This window comes from Ruegeria sp. Ofav3-42, assembly GCF_022347725.1.
Taxonomy (GTDB): Bacteria; Pseudomonadota; Alphaproteobacteria; order Rhodobacterales; family Rhodobacteraceae; genus Ruegeria.
On the sequence record NZ_JAKRGB010000003.1, the window covers coordinates 311,014 to 328,154 of the forward strand.

Below are 17,141 nucleotides of genomic sequence, written 5' to 3' on the forward strand. Positions count from 1 at the left end.
CCCTTTGATCCCTTTGATCTGAGACAGACATCCTAGTCATTTTCGCTTTGCCCCGCCGCTGCATGGGCGCATAGTTCTGATCCAAGCCAAGCGGAGGAACCGTGCGCCTTTACACCACCTATGGAACCAATGACCTGCCACGGGCCATTCGGTTTTACGACGCGATCTTCTCTGTTTTGGAACAGCCGCGCCTTCCGGGGTGGACCAAGACCCGTGCAGGCTGGGGCACCGAGCCGGAGGCTGGAACAGGGTTTTGGATCTGCAGGCCTTTTGACGGTAGACCCGCCAACGTGGGCAACGGGACGATGATCGCGTTCCCTGTCCAAAGTGCCGCCAACGTCAGACAGTTCCACGCCGCAGGACTGGAACATGGTGGTACGGATGCGGGTGTGCCGGGCACAAGGGACTATTACGCATCTGATTTCTATGTCACTTATCTGCGCGACCCCGACGGGAACAAGCTGTCCTGTTTTTACTATCACTATGACCCAGCGCAGGATCCGGGCGACTAAACAAGCCGCCGCAAGCCATGCCGTTTTGCTGGCAATCAAGACGCTAAGCGATGTGAAATCGCCAAAAGAATAAAGGCAACGACATTGAATGTGCAGAGCCATCCCGTTCTTGCCTCCAGTAGCCTGACGGAACTCGGGCTGCGGCGCGAGATGAAACCGGGCCATACCGGCCCGGGCTATACCGAACACGTCTATGATTACGACACCTTCTGGTATGACGCTTTCTGGGACAAAGGCCGCCTGACGATCATTTGCCCCAAGCTGTTCGGCCTGTATGACGTTATCCGCGAAGGTCAGTTTTTTACTGGATGGCAAACGGGTCCGGAATACCCGCCTGAAGCCGCATGAATTCTATGATGCCCTGATCATTCGCTCCTCAGACCGGCCCCAGACTCTCGGGTTCGAATGGGGCGGCGCAAGTGTCGAATCTGCGGTAAATTCCGTTCAGAAGGACTCGACCCCTAATACCGGGAAAAACGTGGCCGTGACCCTGTCTCGCGATAACGACCTGACCTGGATCGAAGATTTCGCCCGCTACCATTGCCAGGTGCATGGGCTGGAACAGATCTTGTTCTTCGACAATGCCTCGTCCCGGTATGGGCTGGGTGACATCCGCGAGGCGCTGAGGCAGGGCGGCATCAACAACCCTATCGTTCTGTCTGCCCCGTTTCGGTACGGTGTTGTTTCACAAGACAGGAAGGGCAAGGCGCGCTTCAACACAATATTTCTGCAGACCGCGCTGCTGAACATTGCCCGCTTGCGGTTCCTCTCTCTCGCGCGCGCTGTTCTGCAGTGCGACATTGATGAACTGGTCTGGTGCCAAAATGAGTCGATCTTTGACCTGACCCAAAAGCGGCCGACCGGTTTCGTTCGTCTGGACGTAGGGTGGCGATACCCGGATGCAGGCCGCACCGAGGGCTTCCGGCACTCCGATCACGTCCGCAAATTACGCGGAGACGAGCTGTGCAGGGCCAAGTACTGTATTGCGCCTTCGGGGCCGCTTTGGTTCACATCATGGCACGTCCATACGATCGGATTACTCAGGTCGCACGGCAGCCTGATCACTCCGAAGGATAGCGGCATCTGGCATTGCAAGGCGATCACCTCGAGCGCCTGGCGGAACTATGACGCCAGTGCCTTATCCAATTACGAGTTGGCGCCCAAAACAAAGGCGGCGTTTAACGGTGTCGACTGGTCAAAAAACCCGGCCGGATAGGACGCCGGCCGGGTTTGAACAGTTTTGGGGGTTTGCTTAAGCCGCTGCCGCTTTCAGTTCACGCTTTTCGTCCCGTGCGAAGAAAATCATGTAGAACACTGGTGCCGCGACCATCGTCAGGATCGTTGCGAAGGCCAGGCCACCCATGATCGTCACCGCCATGGACTTGAAGAACGCATCCGTCAGCAGCGGCGCCATGCCAAGAATGGTGGTGATCGCCGCCAGCATCACGGGGCGCAGACGCGAGACCGAAGCTTCGATGATCGACTCGCGCAAACCTTTGCCGGTCTCGCGGACCAGATCGATTTCCTCGACCAGAACGATACCGTTCTTGATCAGCATCCCCGACAGGCTGAGCAGACCCAGCAACGCGGTGAATGTGAACGGCAGACCCGTACCCAACAGACCGATGACAACGCCGTTGACGGACATCGGCACTAGCAGCCAGATGATGATTGGCTGACGTACCGCGTTGAAGATCAGCACTGAAATCAGCACCATGATCAACAAACTTACCGGCAACTGACGGCCCAGACTTTCGTTTGCCTCACCCGCATTTTCGAACTCGCCACCCCATTCCATGCGATAACCCGCTGGCAGCTCCATTTCTTCGATGGCAGCGCGCACTTCCGAATGAACCTGAGCTGCCGTCATGCCCGCCGGGATTTCCGCCCCAACGGTGATGGTCAGCACCCGGTCACGGCGATGAACCAGCGTGTTGAGCGACTGGTATTCAAACCCGTCGACCATTTGTTCGATTGGCACAAACTTTTCAGACTGGTCCGAATACACCACCTGATCGACGATTGAGTAATCTCCGTCCGCCGGGCGGCGGATAATGATCGGAATCAGGCGATCACGTTCACGGAAGACCCCCGCCCTGACCCCATCGGTCGAGAACTGCAGCGTCCCGGCGATATCCTCGCGGGTGACACCGGCCGTCTGCGCACGCTCTGTCGCGTAGATGGGCTGGACCGCCAGCTCTTTCTCGCGCCAGTCCTGATAGACATGCAAGGCATTCTCGGACGCGTCGCGCATCCGTAGGATCGCTTCATCCGCAAGCTGCCTCAGCACGACCGGATCACTGCCGGAGAACCGCGCCTGGATCGGGTCGCCCCCGCCGGGGCCAAAGATCAGACGTTTGGTGCGGAACTCGCCTTCGGGGAATTGCGCTGAACCAAATGCCTCAAGATCCGCCTGCAATGCAGGGATGTCGTCCAGTGTTTCCGTGCGGATGATCATATGGCCATAGCTTGGGTTTGGTTTCTCCGCCGAATAGGTCAACAGGAACCGGGTTGCACCCTGCCCCACGAACGTAGTGACGGCAACGACATCATTACGCTTGTCCAGCCATTCCTCGAACACGGCCATGTCCTCGGCTGTGCGCGCGATGGGCGTGCCTTGCGGCAGTTTGTAATGCACGAAGAACAGCGGAGTATTGGAATCCGGGAAAAACTGCTGCTTCACCAATCCGAACCCGGCAAAACAAGCGACCGTAACGCCGACCAAACCAGCGACGACAAGCCAGCGGAACCGAAGCGCCCAGCGCAGGATGCTGCCGTAGACCCGGAACATAATTCCACCATAGGCATCCACGGCCCCCTCTTCGCCCTGCTTGAAGAAGTAGTGACCCAGCATCGGTGTTACCGTCAAAGCCAGCACCCAGCTCAGCAGCAACGATATACCGATCACGGCGAACAGCGAGAACAGGAACTCACCCGTAGCATCAGGACTAAGACCGATCCCCGCAAAGGCCATGATCCCGATAACCGTCGCGCCCAACAGCGGAATTTGCGTTTTCGAGGCCGCCTCGTCCGCCGCATCGCGCGAATTTTTGCCGCGCAACATGGCGATCTGCATGCCTTCGGCGACAACGATAGCGTTGTCCACCAACATCCCCATCGCAATGATCAGCGCCCCAAGCGAAATCCGCTCCATCTCGATCGAGAACATCGACATGAACAGCAGCGTGCCCACCACGGTCAGCAACAGGGTCGAGCCCACAACTACGGCTGCGCGCCACCCCATGAACAGCGCCAGTACCACAACCACGATGGTCACGGACATGGCAAGGTTCACCAAAAAGTCGTTCGAGGCCTGCTCGACCACGACGTGCTGCTGGTAGATCGGCAGGATTTCAACGCCAAACGGGATCTGCGAATCCAGTTCGGCGAATTTTTCATCCGCGCGCTTGCCCACCTCGACAATGTTTTCCGTAGACAGACCCGCAATGCCCAGCGTGAAGGCTTCGGTGCCGTTGAACCGGATCATCACGTCCGGGTCGGTCTGGCGGTCGCGATACACGTTGGACATGTCGAACAGGTTGATCACCTGCCCCTGCGAGCCGACGGACAGACCAGCAATTGCCGAAACACTATCCGACCCTTCAGCGGTCAGGATGGTCGTGCGGTCATTTTCCGACCGGACCGACCCCGACGCGTTCACGGAATCCGCATTGGCGATGGCTTCGTTGATGGACTGAAGCGGCACATTCTGGTTCACCGAGATGGCCAGATCCGGTTCGACAAAGATCGCCTCTTGTGGCAATCCCATCACCTCGACATCTGCAACGCCGTCCACGGTCAGCAACTCGCGCCGCAGGAAGGTCGACAACTCGTGCTTTTCAGCGTCCGAGAACCCATCGGCGGTTACGGCATAGAATAGGCCAAACACATCGCCGAACCGGTCATTGACCAGCGGCTGTTGCACACCAGACGGCAGGCCACGCGCCGTATCACGCACCTTGGCACGTAGTTTGGTCCAGATCTCCGGCAGCTCGGCGCCATCATAGGTCGATTTGATCTCAACCTCGATCAGAGACAAGCCAGGCTGGTTCACGGATGTAATCGTATCGACCTCACCCATTTGCTGGATGGCGGATTCCAGAGGTTCCGACACTTCCAGCGCCACCTGCTCGGCTGTTGCTCCGGGGTACTGGGTCGCGATGACCGCGTTCTTGATGGTGAAGGCCGGGTCTTCGAGACGCCCGAGCGAAAGGAAGCCCCAGATACCGCCAAACAAGGCGATCAGGATGATCAGCCACGTATAGATCGGGCGATCAATGGATGCGCGCGCAATGTTCATCGATCCGCCCTTCAGTTTGCAAAGCCGGCAAAACGGCGCGCGGCTTGACCGTCGGTCAGCGCGCCGCCGCCTGCAACGACGATCTCATCGCCGTCGTTCAAGCCGGTCAGAACCCGAACCTCGCCCGTCTGCGTCGGTTCGATGGTCACCGGCACTAGGCGCACCGAACCTTCGTCGGCTCCGACTGGCGAAAACACCATGACTCCCAGTTCACCGTTCGCGCCGGAAACGATCGCGGTGGCCGGAACAACGATTCCGGTCCGGCTGTCCTGAACCTGAACGTTCACGGTTACCGACGAGCCTGGCAAAATCTGCAACCCCTCGGGCGGTGTCAGGCCGAACTGAATGCGGAATGTTTGCCCCACGCTGGACGATTCCGCATCAAACTCGCGGATTTGCAGCGGAAAGACCTCGTCGCTGACCGGAAATTTCGCGGTGATCGAGATATCGTCTTCCTGCCCAGAGCGCTGAAACAGAATTTCCGGAACGTCCACTTCGATCCGTAATTCGGACATATCGTGGATACGCACGATCGGAGCGCCCGCGGAAACGGTGGTGAAGGATTCGACCGTGCGGCGCGAGACCAGAGCGTCAAAAGGCGCTGTCAGCGTGGCATGTTCCAGATCGTATTCAGCGTCGCGCACTGCGATGTCCGCCAGTTGCGCTTCGGTCTCCGCGTCGTCCACAGCGACTTGGCTGGCGGTTGTTCCGCGCAGGCGAGACAGGCGGGCGACGGTACGATCAGCTTGGTCCTTTTGCAGCACGGCCCGGTCATAGCGGCGCTGGAACGGTTCCTGATCCAGCTGCGCGATCAACTCGCCCTTGGGAATCACGAACCCTTCGGTCACCGGCATTTCGACGATTTGTCCAGCTACCTGAAAGGCCAGATCGACCGTTTGCCGGGCGGCAACGCGGCCAAAGAACTGGCGCGAGAAACCCGGTGAGGTTTCCTCGACCACCATTAGTTTCACAGGTTTGGCCGTATCCTGCGCCAAGGCAGTCGTGGCGATTACGGTCAGAGCAACGCTCAGAACAGAGAAGAGTTTCATTTCTTCAATCCCTCAGGAATTCCTGTTTTCATTATGTTTTCCCGGATCTTCCGGGCTAGTCGTGCGAACTCGGCAGTCTCATCAGCGTCCAGACCCGAAGCACGCCGGAACGAATCCCCTGCCTCGGACAACAGCATCTGCCGCATCTCAAGCCCCTTTTCGCTAAGAACCAGCAACCACGCGCGACGATCTTCGGGGTCGCGCTGCCGGGTCAGATATCCCGCCGCTTCCAGCGCATCGGCAGTCGACGTGATGGTCGATGGCACCGTCAGCATGTCTGCCGCCAGAACGCCCATGCGCTTGGGTTGATCCAGCTTGACCATCATGTGGCATTCCTGATGGCTCAGCTCGACCTCAAGCGCATCCAAGCTTTCTTCCAGCTTCCAATAGAGTGCGTAGACCCCCATCATTGCCTGCACTTCGGGGCTGAGGCGTCTGACCAAAGCGCTGTCGTCGTATGTCATGGGCGAATCCGTTTGCGATTTCGGCTTCGCATATACTTCGAAAAATGAACTATTCAAGAAGTGAAGTTGATTTAGTCGAAATCTTTAATATTCCCTTGGGTCAACCTCTCTTGATCTAACCCATTGATGACTGCATTTTGGGCAAATCCGAAACATTCAGGTTCTATCATGTACACGCCCGCGATCACCGGCTCCGGTGTTTTCACCCCAGAAAACGTCATCACAAACGCCGAACTTGTCACAGCGTTCAATGCCTATGCCGACAAGATGAACGCCCGGAACGCGGATGCGATTGCGGCGGGTGAGATGGAGCCGATGCAGCATTCCTCGGAGGAATTCATCGTCAAGGCGTCGGGCATCGAAAACCGCTATGTCATGGACAAGGGCGGTGTTCTGAACCCCGACGTGATGCACCCGCTGCTGCGCCAGCGTAACGACGATGAACCGGGCATCATGACCGAGATGGCTGTCGACGCCTGCAAAAAGGCGCTGGCACAGGCCGGGCGCAGCGCCGAAGACGTTGATCTTGTGATCTGCGCCGCCTCGAACCACGAACGGGCCTATCCCGCCGTCGCGATCGAGATCCAGCAGGCCCTTGGGATCAAGGGGTTCGGCTTTGACATGAACGTCGCCTGTTCTTCGGCCACATTCGGCATTCAGGCCGCGGCCGACATGGTGCGCTCGGGCTCGGTCCGGTCGGCGCTGGTCGTGAACCCCGAAATTTGCTCGGGCCATCTGGAGTGGCGCGACCGGGATTGCCACTTCATCTTTGGTGATGTGGCAACGGCCACTCTGATCGAACGGGTCGAAGACGCGAAAGGTCCGCATTTCGAGATCCTGTCGACACGTTGCGCCACCGAGTTTTCGAACAATATCCGCAACAACAACGGCTTCCTGCGCCGTTCACGCCCAGACGGTGTCGTTGATCGCCGTGACATGCAGTTCATGCAGAACGGCCGCAAGGTATTCAAGGAAGTACTGCCGATGGTCAGCAAGCACATCTCGGACCACATGGAATCCGAAGGTGTCGAAAGCGGTGACCTGAAACGCCTGTGGTTGCATCAGGCAAACAAGACGATGAACGACTTCATTGGCAAGAAAGTTCTGGGACGTGAGCCCGAAGCCGGTGAGCAACCCAACATTCTGCAGGACTATGCCAATACGTCCTCGGCCGGGTCGATCATCGCGTTTTCCAAGTATTCCGAAGACCTGACGGACGGGGATGTCGGTCTGATCTGCTCGTTTGGCGCAGGGTATTCGGTGGGTTCGGTGATCGTTAAACGGCACGGGTGACATCAGCTCTTTGGGCCGGTTCCGGTCCAGGAGTCATACGAACGAGATTGTGCTAAGCCGGGTTGATCCAAAAGCCACCCTGCACTGAACTACGTTGATTTTCCAAGGTTTAGGCGGTTATCTTTAACGGGATCGTCACTAAATCGGAGGATCAAATGGACAAATCCATTTCCGATGAAGCACTGGCACGACTTCCATTCTGGGTAACTCCGCCGGGAGAAACAGATGGTTTCCTTGTTACCGTCGGGTTTCTTCTTGTGTTGGTTCTTCTCGGTTTCGGCGCGCTCTATTTCACAGTTCAGGCTATCCCCGACCGCATGGCGGCCGGCGCTCACAAAGTGCAAATGCAATTGGTAGGCGTACTTGGGCTGATTTCACTGTTCACTTTAAACAACGCCTTTTGGATCGCGGCAATCCTTGTCGCTGCCGTACCATTGCACGAGGTTTTCCCGCTAAAACACGCATCCGAGCCCGACGATGCTTGAGCTTCTTTTCTCCGCCCTGATCACAATCGTTCCCGACTATCTTTATCGCCGCTACAAACAAGGTAAGAGGTGGGGACATGAACTTACTTTGTTCAATATCTGGTATGAGCTTCGTTGGGGGCTAACGGCCTGCGCGATCCTTGCGATCAGCTTGATCACCGTCATTTTCTATTTTCACCCCTCGACGCGCAATGTGTCTGCCCCGTTTCGCACCGTGACGATCCTGTCTGACCGACCCGGCCGAGTTGCAGAAGTCTATGTCGCAAACAATGAAACGGTTGAGGCCGGTGACCCGATTTTCCGCATGGATACCACACGTCAGGAAGCGGCTGTGGAAACCGCGCAGCGACGGATGGAGGAAATCGACGCAGCACTAGGCCTCATTGCGACAGAAATAGCCGGCGCCACAGCGCAACTGGAAACGGCCGAAGCTGATCTGAGGCAGGCAACAGACGATCTGAACCGCCGTGTCGCTCTGGCGGAACGCAACGACACCGTTGTCAGCGAACAGGAGCTGGAACGCTTGCAGACGGCAGTATCTCGCGCGGATGGTCAACGTACCGCCGCTTTGGCGGTGCTTGACGGTGCGAAACTGCGCCAAACTACTCTTTTACCGGCACAACGAGAAAGCGCACGCGCCGTTCTGCGCGAGGCCGAGAATGAAATTGCCAAGTCCACCATATTTGCCGAAGTGGACGGGACTGTAACACAATTCCTGTTGAAACCGGGTGACATAATTAACCCGATTCTGCGTCCTGCAGGTATTCTGGTGCCGGAGACCACCGGACAAGGACGTTTCGTAGCGGCCTTTGGTCAAATCTCGGCCAGTGTTGTGAAAACTGGTATGCTTGTTGAAATCACCTGCGCATCGAAACCGCTGGTTGTCATCCCGATGGTCGTTGATGAAGTCCAAGGGGCAATCGCCGCCGGGCAGTTCCGGCCTGGTGATGCACTGTTGGATCAACAGGACCGCGCCCGTCCGGGTACGGTGACCGTTTTCCTCAGCCCAATTTTTCCCGAGCACGTTGAGGGAATTCCGCGGGGCAGTTCCTGCGTTGGTGTGGCCTATACCAGCCGCGCCGAGGAAATCGAATCCGGAAAGATCACTGGAATGTCGGCGTTTGTTGCCCGGATCGTGGACGGCATGGGAATTGCCAACGCCATCGTTCTTCGGGCGCAGGCCATTCTATTGCCGGTCAAGGTTCTGGTGTTCTCCTGAAGCCCAGATTTGCCGTGCCGGTTGGTGGCTTAGGCAACGCATTTAGCTTCCTATGAGCTTTTCCGAAGCCTTCCCCACCCTCACCAATTGGCGTTTCCATCGGCACCAAATCAAAAAGCCTGGTGTTGCAACGGGACCGTTCAGGAAGTGGAAAACGGGTGCGAACCTCAGCTCACGCTTTCCTCTTCCAGATGCAGTTTCATGTCCAACAGGACCTGTTGCAGCAGGCTGGTTTCCTTCAGCAGGCGTTTGGCTTCGTTCACCGTGATGATCCCGTCCTCAATCGCTGACTGATACTCGGTCATCAGCATCGCAAATCGCTGGCTTAGTGCGATCACGTCGGAATTCACGCCGCCGGTGCGAGGGCTGTCGTCGTTTCGCCCGTCGTAAGACAGGGTAATGTTTTTCAAATCGGCAAGTGCCGAGGTGACGTGAGGGAAGTTCGAAACCGCCTCAAGCCGGGCGACTGCGTCCACCGGCATGAACCGGTCGGCATGTTCGATATTGTCAGAATAGTAACGGCCCAACGTGGCTTTGGATTTGCCCGTGATCTCGCACGCGGATTCGATTCCGACGTCCTTGACCAGCGCTTCTGTGTGTTTTTTCAGGTAGGCCCCGATATCTGCCATGTTTTTACCTTTATTGCCTGCGTCACCCACTACATCTGCCATTGTGGGGGAAAGGGAAACGAAATTTCCCATACTCGATTCATAATTGAAATGTCATATGTTGGCTATCCCTCAGATATGCAGGGGTTTTGTGAGTGAGTGGCGGCATTTCATGCCGGTAATGAGTAGGTGCAGTGCTTTTTCGCACTGCTTTGTTTAGGCCGCATGTTGGCCGACGGCGTCGCTGTTGTTGAGGCAGGGGTATCCATCCCCAAAGGGCTTACGCTCGACCTCTGCAACAATAACGGCGACGTCGCTTGTTCAAGCAGTTTGATGACTTGCCCGCACGGTTCAGGCGTTTTAGACCCGGACCATGGCTAAGCTTTACTTCAATTATTCGACCATGAACGCGGGAAAATCGACCGTGTTGCTGCAGGCCTCGCACAATTACCGTGAGAGGGGCATGGACACCTATCTGATGACCGCTGCTTTGGACGGGCGCGCCGGTTTAGGCCGGATTGCATCGCGAATCGGAATATCCGCGGATGCCGATACATTCGCCGCCGGAGACGACGTGTTTTCGATGATTGAACAGCGCATTAGCCAAGGAAAAATAGCCTGTGTCTTTGTCGATGAGGCGCAGTTTCTGACTGAAGAACAGGTCTGGCAGTTGGCCCGAGCGGTGGACGACCTGCGGGTTCCGGTTTTGGCCTACGGTTTGCGGGTCGATTTTCAGGGCCGCCTGTTTCCGGGCTCGGCTGCTTTGTTGGCCCTGGCCGATGAGATGCGCGAAGTGCGCACCATTTGCGAATGCGGGCGCAAGGCGACGATGGTTATCCGTCAGGACGAAAACGGCAACGCCATCACCGAAGGCGCGCAAGTGCAGATCGGCGGGAACGAGACCTATGTCTCGTTGTGCCGCAAACATTGGCGTGAGGCCGTCGGCGACTAAACCGGGTTTGGCAGCGGTCGGCCTGCGACAAAGGCCGCAACGTTGTCCAGCGCCATGTGTCCCATATCGGTCCGGACCTCTTCGGTCGCAGTACCCAGATGAGGCAGCAACGTCACGTTATCCATACCGCGCAGCGCCTGCGGAACGGCGGGTTCGAATTCGTAGACATCCAGACCCGCGCCCGCGATCTGACCGGACTGAAGGGCAGCGATCAGGGCGGCTTCGTCCACCACCTCTCCGCGCGCGATGTTGATCAGGATGGCCGAGGGATTCATGGCCTCCAGCACCTCTGCATCAATCAGATGCCGGGTTTCGGCACCACCTGGCACGGCGAGAACCAGAAAATCGACGGCTGCGGCCAATTCCTTTAGACTTAGGATGTTCTCAGCCGGGAACTCCACTTCCTTTGGGCTGCGCGACTGATACGCTACGTCCATCCCAAATCCGTAATGGCAACGCCAGGCAATCGCCTGACCAATGCGGCCCATCCCCACGATTCCGACACGCTTACCGGTCACATGATGCCCAAGCATCTGGGTCGGGTGCCAACCTTGCCAGTCACCGGTTCGAACCAGCCGTTCGCCCTCGCCCGCGCGGCGGGCGGTGGACAACAGCAAGGTCATGGCGATGTCCGCCGTAGCATCGGTTACGGCCCCCGGCGTGTTGGTGACTTCAACACCTGCGGCTCGTGCTGCCGCCACATCGATATGGTTGTATCCCACACCGAAATTGGCCAACAACTTACAGCGTGTCTCTGGCACCTTGGCAAAAACCTCAGCCGAAAACTGATCGCCCAGCGTTGGAACCACCACGTCGAACTCAGCCAGGGTCCGCAGCATTTCCTCATGCGTCATCGGCAGGGTGTTGCCGCGAATTTCGACATCGAACTCAGCGCGGGCGCGGGTCTCGACGGCCGGTGTCATCGGTCGGGCAATAAACAGCTTCATCAATGCATCCGCCCACCGGTTGGAACTTCGCCATCAGGGCCGATCAGAACAATCTCACCATTGTCGTCAGGAAGACCCAGAACCAGAACCTCGGACATGAACCTGCCGATCTGACGCGGGGGGAAGTTGACGACGGCCATCACCTGCTTGCCTACCAATGTCGCCGGATCGTAATGAGCCGTGATCTGGGCCGAGGTCTTGCGTTCGCCGATTTCCTCTCCGAAATCGATCCACATCTTGATCGCCGGTTTCCGAGCTTCGGGATACGGTTCGGCGCGGATCACTTCCCCCACGCGGATGTCCACCTTCAGGAAATCGTCGAATGTAATCTCACTCACGGGACAGCTCCTTGGATCGATCGGTTGCGGCTTTGACTGCGCGGTGCAACAGGTCAGGGAAGCCAAACTTTTCGTGCATCAGAACCTCAAGCGCGGCCTGTGTCGTACCATTGGGCGACGTCACGTTTATACGCAGTTGCGAGGGATCTTCCTCAGCCGCCATAGCCAGCGCGCCTGCCCCGGCTACGGTGGATTTGGCCAGTTTCATTGCCAATTCGTCCGGCAAGCCCTGCGCCTGACCCGCAGCGGCCAGTGTCTCGATCAGATGAAAAACGTAAGCGGGACCCGAACCACTTAGGCCGGTCACCGCGTCCATCTGCGACTCATCATCCAGGCGAACTGTTTCGCCGATTGCGGACAACAGATTTTCGGCAAGAGCAAAGTCGGCGTCCGAGGCATTTCCGTTGCCGATCAAAGCGGTGATTCCCTGCCGGATCGCAGCCGGAGTGTTCGGCATCGCACGCACGATCGGAGTACCGTCGCCCAAGACACTTTCAAAAGTGGCGATGGACGTACCCGCCGCAACGGAAACAAACAGGCTACGGCCCCCGCCCAGCGCTTTGATAGCAGGCAGCGCGTCGCCCATCATCTGTGGCTTAACGGCAACCAGCACCACGGCTGGAGCTTCGGGCAAAGGTGTGTTGATATTGACGCCCTGCGCTTTCAACCAGTCCGAAGGGTATGGATCGATGACCCAGACGGCGGACGCAGGAAGGCCATGCTCCAACCATCCGGCGAGCATGGCCGATCCCATCTTGCCGCATCCCAGAAGAACCAGCCCCTGCTCGGCGACGCGTGACATGTCCATGATTGCCCCTCCCCTTATTCGGCTTGGGGCAAAGCTTTACGCGCGGCCGTAGGCCTCTGCAATGGCGACCTGCATCGCTTCTTCGGGGGTGCGGTTGCCCCATGTGACCAACTGGATCGCCGGATAATACCGCTCGGCGCTAAGTACCGCGGCGGTGATCATTGTGTCGATCTGTTCCGGGCTGGCCATCTGGCCGCCCGCCAGCACCAGACCATAACGATAGACCATCAGTTTCTGGTTGGCCCAGTAGGTGAATGCCCCGGCCCAGCACTGATCGTTCATCTTGTTCAGCAGCTCGTACAGTTCCGTTTCACGCTCGGATGGAGGCTCCATTTCGAACGAGCACACCATACGCAGCGTTTCGTCATAGTTGGACCACGCCAGAGTGATCGAATACGTGCGCCACTGCCCCTCGACAGCCATGGCGATCTGATCATCCCCGATCCGGTCGAAATCCCAGTCGTGATGTTCTGCAAGATGTTCAACAATGTCGATTGGATGAAGGTCTTCTTCGAGAAACTGTTCGGAAAGGGCCATAATGCCACCTCACTAATCTCTAGCCTTTTAGGGGCTGGCAGCGCCCCAGCGCTAGTTGCTTGCTCTACAAGCCGGGCTTCCCCCGTCTGCCTGTACTAAATATGGTGCGACGCGGGCCGGGTTCTGGCAACCCTATTTATTGGGGATAACAGCAATAAGTTGTGGACAGCTGGCAACGGAGGTCAAAATATTGGCATCTTGCCCAGCTTTGTCTTGATTAAATTCTGCGAGGCGTCAAGATACACAACACCGCACAATCCGAAGCTGGATTGCGCGGCGTTTTAGCTTTTCTCAAAACTTGGATAAGCGGACCTTACTTGTCCAGCTTGGCTTCAAGCGCCGCAATGCGCGCCTCTAGCGCTGCGTTTTCTTCGCGGGCTTTCTGGGCCATGGCGCGGACAGCGTCGAATTCCTCACGCGTGACGAAATCACGGTCGGCCAGCCAGCGGTCGATCATCGACTTCATTGCATTCTCGGCCTCTTCCCGTGCGCCCTGCGCCACACCCATGGCGTTGGTCATCAGTTGGGAAACGTCATCAAGAATCTTGTTGCGGGTTTGCATGGCTTTACTCCGGTATCGCAGTTGGTCTCTATATGGGTAAAGATTGGCCCGGGCTCAAGGTTGACTTGCCCCGCTAACCCCGGGCAATGAGACGCATATGCAGGCTGTTCTGAATTTCCCCGATCTGTCGCCCGAATTGTTCTCGATCTCGCTGTTCGGGATGGAGTTCGCCCTCAGGTGGTACGCGCTGGCCTATATCGCCGGAATTCTGATTGCGTGGCGCATGGGAGCCATGGCGTTGAAACGCCCTGCCCTGTGGCCCAATCAGACGCCCCCGATGAAACCACAGCAGTTGGAGGACCTGATCACGTGGATCATCCTCGGCGTGATTCTGGGCGGACGGCTGGGATTTGTTCTGTTTTACCAACCCAGCTATTACTTGTCGCATCCGCTGGAGATTCTGAAAATCTGGCAGGGGGGGATGGCATTCCACGGTGGCCTGTTGGGGGTCGTGGTCGCCACGATTCTGTACGCGCGGCGCAACCAGATTCCGATTCTACCTCTGGCAGATCTGGTCGCACACACGGTGCCACCCGGGCTACTGCTTGGACGACTGGCCAATTTCATCAATGCAGAACTTTGGGGGCGACCCAGCGAATTGCCTTGGGCGGTGATATTCCCCGGCGCGGCCGCACAGGATTGCCCCAGCGTCGTTGCCGGGATGTGCGCACGACACCCTTCGCAACTGTACGAAGCCGCGCTGGAGGGTTTGCTCCTGGGCGCAGTTCTGTTGTGGATGGCCTATCGGCGCGGGGCGTTTCACAAGCCCGGTCTTGTGATGGGTATCTTCCTTGCCGGATATGGCGCGTCGCGGTTCATAGTCGAATTCTTCCGCCAACCTGACGCACAGTTCGTCTCGCCCGGAAATCCCTTGGGGCTGGCGTGGCACGTAGGTGGATACGGGCTAACGATGGGGCAATTGCTGTCACTGCCAATGATCGCGCTCGGCCTGTGGTTCGCCCTACGCGCACGTCGGGCACCATGAGCTTGAAGGACCATTTGCTGGCGCACGTCGCCCTGAACGGACCGATGAGTCTTGCTGAATACATGACCGAATGCCTGCTGCATCCGGAATTCGGCTATTACACCACGCGCAACCCGCTGGGGGCGCAGGGGGATTTCATCACCGCACCGGAAATCTCTCAGATGTTCGGCGAACTAGTCGGGCTAAGCCTCGCACAAAGTTGGATGGACCAAGGGAAACCGGAAAAGTTTGTGCTGGCCGAGCTTGGTCCGGGACGCGGCACGCTGTTATTTGACATCCTGCGTGCGACCCGCAGCGTACCGGGTTTTCACGCGGCCGCACAGATCGTGCTGTTCGAAGCCTCGCCTGCTTTGCGAGACATTCAAAGGCAAACACTCACTGAGTACGAACCACTCTGGATCGACTCGGTAGCGGACCTCCCCGAAGCGCCACTTTTTCTGGTGGCAAACGAGTTCTTTGATGCCCTGCCCGTGCGCCAATTCATGCGGGACGGCGATGGCTGGCGGGAACGGCTGATCGGTGCAGAAGGCGAATCGCTGACTTATGGGTTGGGGCCGCACGCGGCTCAGGTGGCGCTGAACGACCGGATCGTGGACACCGAAGACGGTGATCTAATCGAACTCTGCGCCGCTGCGATTCCGATTCTAACCGTGGTCGCAGGCCGGATCGCCTCGCATGGAGGGGCCGCGCTGATCGTGGACTACGGCGACTGGCATTCGCTTGGCGATACATTTCAGGCCCTTCAGGCGCATCAACGTGTGGACCCGCTGGAGACACCGGGTCAGGCGGACCTGACCGCCCATGTGGACTTTGAGCCGCTTGCTCTGGCCGCGCGCGCAGCAGGGTGTGCCCATACACTGCTCACGCCTCAGGGTGTGTTTCTGGAGCGGCTGGGAATCACCGCGCGCGCGCAGGCTCTGGCCGCGCCGCTCGGCGGGTCTGAGCTTGAGACGCTGGTTGCCGCACATCGCCGGTTGACGCACCCCGAGAAAATGGGAAACCTGTTCAAAGTACTGGGTCTCTACCCCTCCTATGCTGCACCTCCACCGGGACTGGAATCATGACACTGGAAATTCTGACCTCGGACCTCCTATCCCCTGTCCGCCACGGGTTCTTCAGCCGGCGCGGAGGCGCATCGTCCGGGATATTCAAGGGCTTGAATTGTGGGTACGGATCCTCTGACCAGACCGAAGCGGTGACGATCAATCGCCAGCGCGTAGCCGCGGCGATGGAGGTCGAACCGGAGGCCCTGGTCGGCGTGCATCAGGTTCATTCTCCAACCGTTCTGACAGTGGATAGTCCATTTAACGGGGACAAACCAAAGGCCGACGCCGTGGTGACGGCAACCCCGGGCCTGGCGCTGACGATTCTTACGGCGGACTGCCAACCTGTCCTGTTTGCCGATCTTGACGCCAAAGTGATCGGAGCCGCGCATGCCGGCTGGCGCGGCGCACTGGACGGTGTCCTTGAAGCAACGGTGGACGCGATGGAGACGTTGGGCGCCCAGAGGGCAAACACCGTCGCCGTAATTGGACCGACGATATCACAACGTGCTTACGAGGTAGGCCCAGACTTTCTTGATGAGTTCGTCGCGGAATCGCCCGAAAACCTCAGGTTTTTTGCAAACGGCGAAGGCGACCGGCTACAGTTCGACCTACCCGCATTTGGCCTGCACAGGTTGCGTCAGGCGGGCGTGGGTCAGGCTGAATGGACCCGCCACTGCACCTATTCGGACCCGGACAGATTCTATTCCTACCGCCGGTCCACTCATGCAAAAGAAGCAGACTACGGCCGCCTGATTTCCGCCATTAAATTATAGGCCTCGCCTGAATTGTGGCGGCTTCGCCGCTTTTTCGCCACATTTGTTGTGTCTATCTGAGTCGAGACATTTTGATTTTTATTGTCCACGCTCAGGTGCTTATCAGGCGATTTTTCTGCAGCGTGCGACAGTTCGAAAGAAGAGGAACTGCCAACCTTCAATATTCCTGATTTCATCCCGGAACAGCCATACCGGTGCCGCATTGGCCCGTCACATTGGTCCGACAAAGGAAATCGGGGCGTTCGCTCCCAATACGAGCAGGA

At 57.8% G+C, this 17,141-nt stretch carries 19 protein-coding genes; 10 read left to right on the top strand and 9 right to left on the bottom strand.

Features of this window, described 5'->3' with window-relative positions:
* Positions 1 to 101: 101 nt before the first annotated feature.
* The 3 genes from MHN28_RS06885 to MHN28_RS06895 all read left to right on the top strand — a co-directional run bounded on the left by MHN28_RS06885 (position 102) and on the right by MHN28_RS06895 (position 1,728).
* On the top strand, positions 102 to 512 hold the full coding sequence (locus tag MHN28_RS06885) for a VOC family protein (protein WP_239337382.1): 411 nt from the start codon (positions 102 to 104) through the stop codon (positions 510 to 512).
* A gap of 90 nt (positions 513 to 602) precedes the next feature.
* Positions 603 to 860, top strand: coding sequence for a hypothetical protein (locus MHN28_RS06890; protein WP_239337384.1), 258 nt, complete (start codon positions 603 to 605; stop codon positions 858 to 860).
* 136 nt (positions 861 to 996) lie between these two features.
* Positions 997 to 1,728 (top strand): hypothetical protein, encoded by a 732-nt coding sequence (locus tag MHN28_RS06895; protein ID WP_239337386.1) that lies wholly within the window; start codon positions 997 to 999, stop codon positions 1,726 to 1,728.
* A 36-nt stretch (positions 1,729 to 1,764) separates the two neighbouring features.
* Here the strand turns inward: MHN28_RS06895 and MHN28_RS06900 are convergent, their stop codons facing one another.
* Genes MHN28_RS06900 through MHN28_RS06910 form a run of 3 tightly spaced genes read right to left on the bottom strand, consistent with a single transcriptional unit; the run spans position 1,765 to position 6,325 of the window.
* Complete coding sequence (locus MHN28_RS06900; RefSeq protein ID WP_239337388.1) at positions 1,765 to 4,812, bottom strand: efflux RND transporter permease subunit; 3,048 nt, start codon at positions 4,810 to 4,812, stop codon at positions 1,765 to 1,767.
* Between the two features lie 11 nt (positions 4,813 to 4,823).
* Entirely contained in the window at positions 4,824 to 5,861 is a 1,038-nt protein-coding gene (locus tag MHN28_RS06905; protein ID WP_239337391.1) for an efflux RND transporter periplasmic adaptor subunit, read from the bottom strand.
* On the bottom strand, positions 5,858 to 6,325 hold the full coding sequence (locus MHN28_RS06910; RefSeq protein ID WP_239337394.1) for a MarR family winged helix-turn-helix transcriptional regulator: 468 nt from the start codon (positions 6,323 to 6,325) through the stop codon (positions 5,858 to 5,860). Before MHN28_RS06910 ends, MHN28_RS06905 begins: the two co-directional genes overlap by 4 nt.
* Positions 6,326 to 6,493: 168 nt before the next feature.
* Here MHN28_RS06910 and MHN28_RS06915 point away from each other — a divergent pair, with 168 nt between their 5' ends.
* The 3 genes from MHN28_RS06915 to MHN28_RS06925 all read left to right on the top strand — a co-directional run bounded on the left by MHN28_RS06915 (position 6,494) and on the right by MHN28_RS06925 (position 9,322).
* A complete protein-coding gene (locus MHN28_RS06915; protein WP_239337397.1) occupies positions 6,494 to 7,618 on the top strand; it encodes a beta-ketoacyl-ACP synthase III in 1,125 nt (374 codons plus the stop codon).
* Between the two features lie 155 nt (positions 7,619 to 7,773).
* Entirely contained in the window at positions 7,774 to 8,103 is a 330-nt protein-coding gene (locus MHN28_RS06920) for a hypothetical protein (protein ID WP_239337400.1), read from the top strand.
* Entirely contained in the window at positions 8,096 to 9,322 is a 1,227-nt protein-coding gene (locus MHN28_RS06925; RefSeq protein ID WP_239337403.1) for an HlyD family secretion protein, read from the top strand. The genes MHN28_RS06920 and MHN28_RS06925 overlap by 8 nt, the downstream gene beginning before the upstream one ends.
* Positions 9,323 to 9,489: 167 nt before the next feature.
* Here MHN28_RS06925 and MHN28_RS06930 read toward each other — a convergent pair whose 3' ends face one another.
* The gene (locus MHN28_RS06930) at positions 9,490 to 9,951 is read right to left on the bottom strand and encodes a hypothetical protein (protein ID WP_239337680.1); all 462 of its coding nucleotides are present in this window, start codon (positions 9,949 to 9,951) and stop codon (positions 9,490 to 9,492) included.
* A 352-nt stretch (positions 9,952 to 10,303) separates the two neighbouring features.
* Between MHN28_RS06930 and MHN28_RS06935 the strand changes: the two genes are divergently transcribed.
* Positions 10,304 to 10,882, top strand: a complete 579-nt coding sequence (locus MHN28_RS06935; protein WP_239337405.1) for a thymidine kinase — start codon at positions 10,304 to 10,306, stop codon at positions 10,880 to 10,882.
* On the opposite strand, the gene MHN28_RS06940 is transcribed toward MHN28_RS06935, so the two are convergent.
* The 5 genes from MHN28_RS06940 to MHN28_RS06960 all read right to left on the bottom strand — a co-directional run bounded on the left by MHN28_RS06940 (position 10,879) and on the right by MHN28_RS06960 (position 14,074).
* Positions 10,879 to 11,829 (bottom strand): D-glycerate dehydrogenase, encoded by a 951-nt coding sequence (locus tag MHN28_RS06940; protein ID WP_239337407.1) that lies wholly within the window; start codon positions 11,827 to 11,829, stop codon positions 10,879 to 10,881. The genes MHN28_RS06935 and MHN28_RS06940 overlap by 4 nt on opposite strands.
* Positions 11,829 to 12,167, bottom strand: coding sequence for a tRNA-binding protein (locus tag MHN28_RS06945; protein WP_239337408.1), 339 nt, complete (start codon positions 12,165 to 12,167; stop codon positions 11,829 to 11,831). Before MHN28_RS06945 ends, MHN28_RS06940 begins: the two co-directional genes overlap by 1 nt.
* The gene (proC, locus tag MHN28_RS06950) at positions 12,160 to 12,975 is read right to left on the bottom strand and encodes a pyrroline-5-carboxylate reductase (protein ID WP_239337409.1); all 816 of its coding nucleotides are present in this window, start codon (positions 12,973 to 12,975) and stop codon (positions 12,160 to 12,162) included. Before proC ends, MHN28_RS06945 begins: the two co-directional genes overlap by 8 nt.
* Before the next feature lie 36 nt (positions 12,976 to 13,011).
* Positions 13,012 to 13,512 carry a YbjN domain-containing protein gene (locus MHN28_RS06955; RefSeq protein WP_239337410.1) on the bottom strand — a complete coding sequence of 167 codons (501 nt, stop codon included), beginning with the start codon at positions 13,510 to 13,512 and terminating at the stop codon, positions 13,012 to 13,014.
* A gap of 313 nt (positions 13,513 to 13,825) precedes the next feature.
* Positions 13,826 to 14,074 (bottom strand): accessory factor UbiK family protein, encoded by a 249-nt coding sequence (locus MHN28_RS06960; RefSeq protein WP_050604795.1) that lies wholly within the window; start codon positions 14,072 to 14,074, stop codon positions 13,826 to 13,828.
* Positions 14,075 to 14,171: 97 nt separating this feature from the next.
* On the opposite strand from MHN28_RS06960, the gene lgt reads away from it, so the two are divergent.
* From lgt to pgeF, 3 genes are read left to right on the top strand one after another with little or no spacing between them, the layout of a single operon-like run.
* Positions 14,172 to 15,059: a prolipoprotein diacylglyceryl transferase gene (gene lgt / locus MHN28_RS06965; RefSeq protein ID WP_239337411.1), complete on the top strand. Its 888-nt coding sequence runs from the start codon at positions 14,172 to 14,174 to the stop codon at positions 15,057 to 15,059.
* A complete protein-coding gene (locus tag MHN28_RS06970) occupies positions 15,056 to 16,123 on the top strand; it encodes a class I SAM-dependent methyltransferase (protein ID WP_239337412.1) in 1,068 nt (355 codons plus the stop codon). Before lgt ends, MHN28_RS06970 begins: the two co-directional genes overlap by 4 nt.
* A complete protein-coding gene (gene pgeF / locus MHN28_RS06975; protein ID WP_239337413.1) occupies positions 16,120 to 16,878 on the top strand; it encodes a peptidoglycan editing factor PgeF in 759 nt (252 codons plus the stop codon). The genes MHN28_RS06970 and pgeF overlap by 4 nt, the downstream gene beginning before the upstream one ends.
* Positions 16,879 to 17,141 lie beyond the last annotated feature (263 nt).

Bases quoted from the DNA above. Each gene is read 5' to 3' on its own strand.
- MHN28_RS06900 (WP_239337388.1), bottom strand. From the start codon at position 4,812: ATGAACATTGCGCGCGCATCCATTGATCGCCCGATCTATACGTGGCTG.
- MHN28_RS06905 (WP_239337391.1), bottom strand. From the start codon at position 5,861: ATGAAACTCTTCTCTGTTCTGAGCGTTGCTCTGACCGTAATCGCCACG.
- MHN28_RS06910 (WP_239337394.1), bottom strand. From the start codon at position 6,325: ATGACATACGACGACAGCGCTTTGGTCAGACGCCTCAGCCCCGAAGTG.
- MHN28_RS06915 (WP_239337397.1), top strand. From the start codon at position 6,494: ATGTACACGCCCGCGATCACCGGCTCCGGTGTTTTCACCCCAGAAAAC.
- MHN28_RS06920 (WP_239337400.1), top strand. From the start codon at position 7,774: ATGGACAAATCCATTTCCGATGAAGCACTGGCACGACTTCCATTCTGG.
- MHN28_RS06925 (WP_239337403.1), top strand. From the start codon at position 8,096: ATGCTTGAGCTTCTTTTCTCCGCCCTGATCACAATCGTTCCCGACTAT.
- MHN28_RS06930 (WP_239337680.1), bottom strand. From the start codon at position 9,951: ATGGCAGATATCGGGGCCTACCTGAAAAAACACACAGAAGCGCTGGTC.
- MHN28_RS06935 (WP_239337405.1), top strand. From the start codon at position 10,304: ATGGCTAAGCTTTACTTCAATTATTCGACCATGAACGCGGGAAAATCG.
- MHN28_RS06940 (WP_239337407.1), bottom strand. From the start codon at position 11,829: ATGAAGCTGTTTATTGCCCGACCGATGACACCGGCCGTCGAGACCCGC.
- proC (WP_239337409.1), bottom strand. From the start codon at position 12,975: ATGGACATGTCACGCGTCGCCGAGCAGGGGCTGGTTCTTCTGGGATGC.
- MHN28_RS06955 (WP_239337410.1), bottom strand. From the start codon at position 13,512: ATGGCCCTTTCCGAACAGTTTCTCGAAGAAGACCTTCATCCAATCGAC.
- MHN28_RS06960 (WP_050604795.1), bottom strand. From the start codon at position 14,074: ATGCAAACCCGCAACAAGATTCTTGATGACGTTTCCCAACTGATGACC.
- lgt (WP_239337411.1), top strand. From the start codon at position 14,172: ATGCAGGCTGTTCTGAATTTCCCCGATCTGTCGCCCGAATTGTTCTCG.
- MHN28_RS06970 (WP_239337412.1), top strand. From the start codon at position 15,056: ATGAGCTTGAAGGACCATTTGCTGGCGCACGTCGCCCTGAACGGACCG.
- pgeF (WP_239337413.1), top strand. From the start codon at position 16,120: ATGACACTGGAAATTCTGACCTCGGACCTCCTATCCCCTGTCCGCCAC.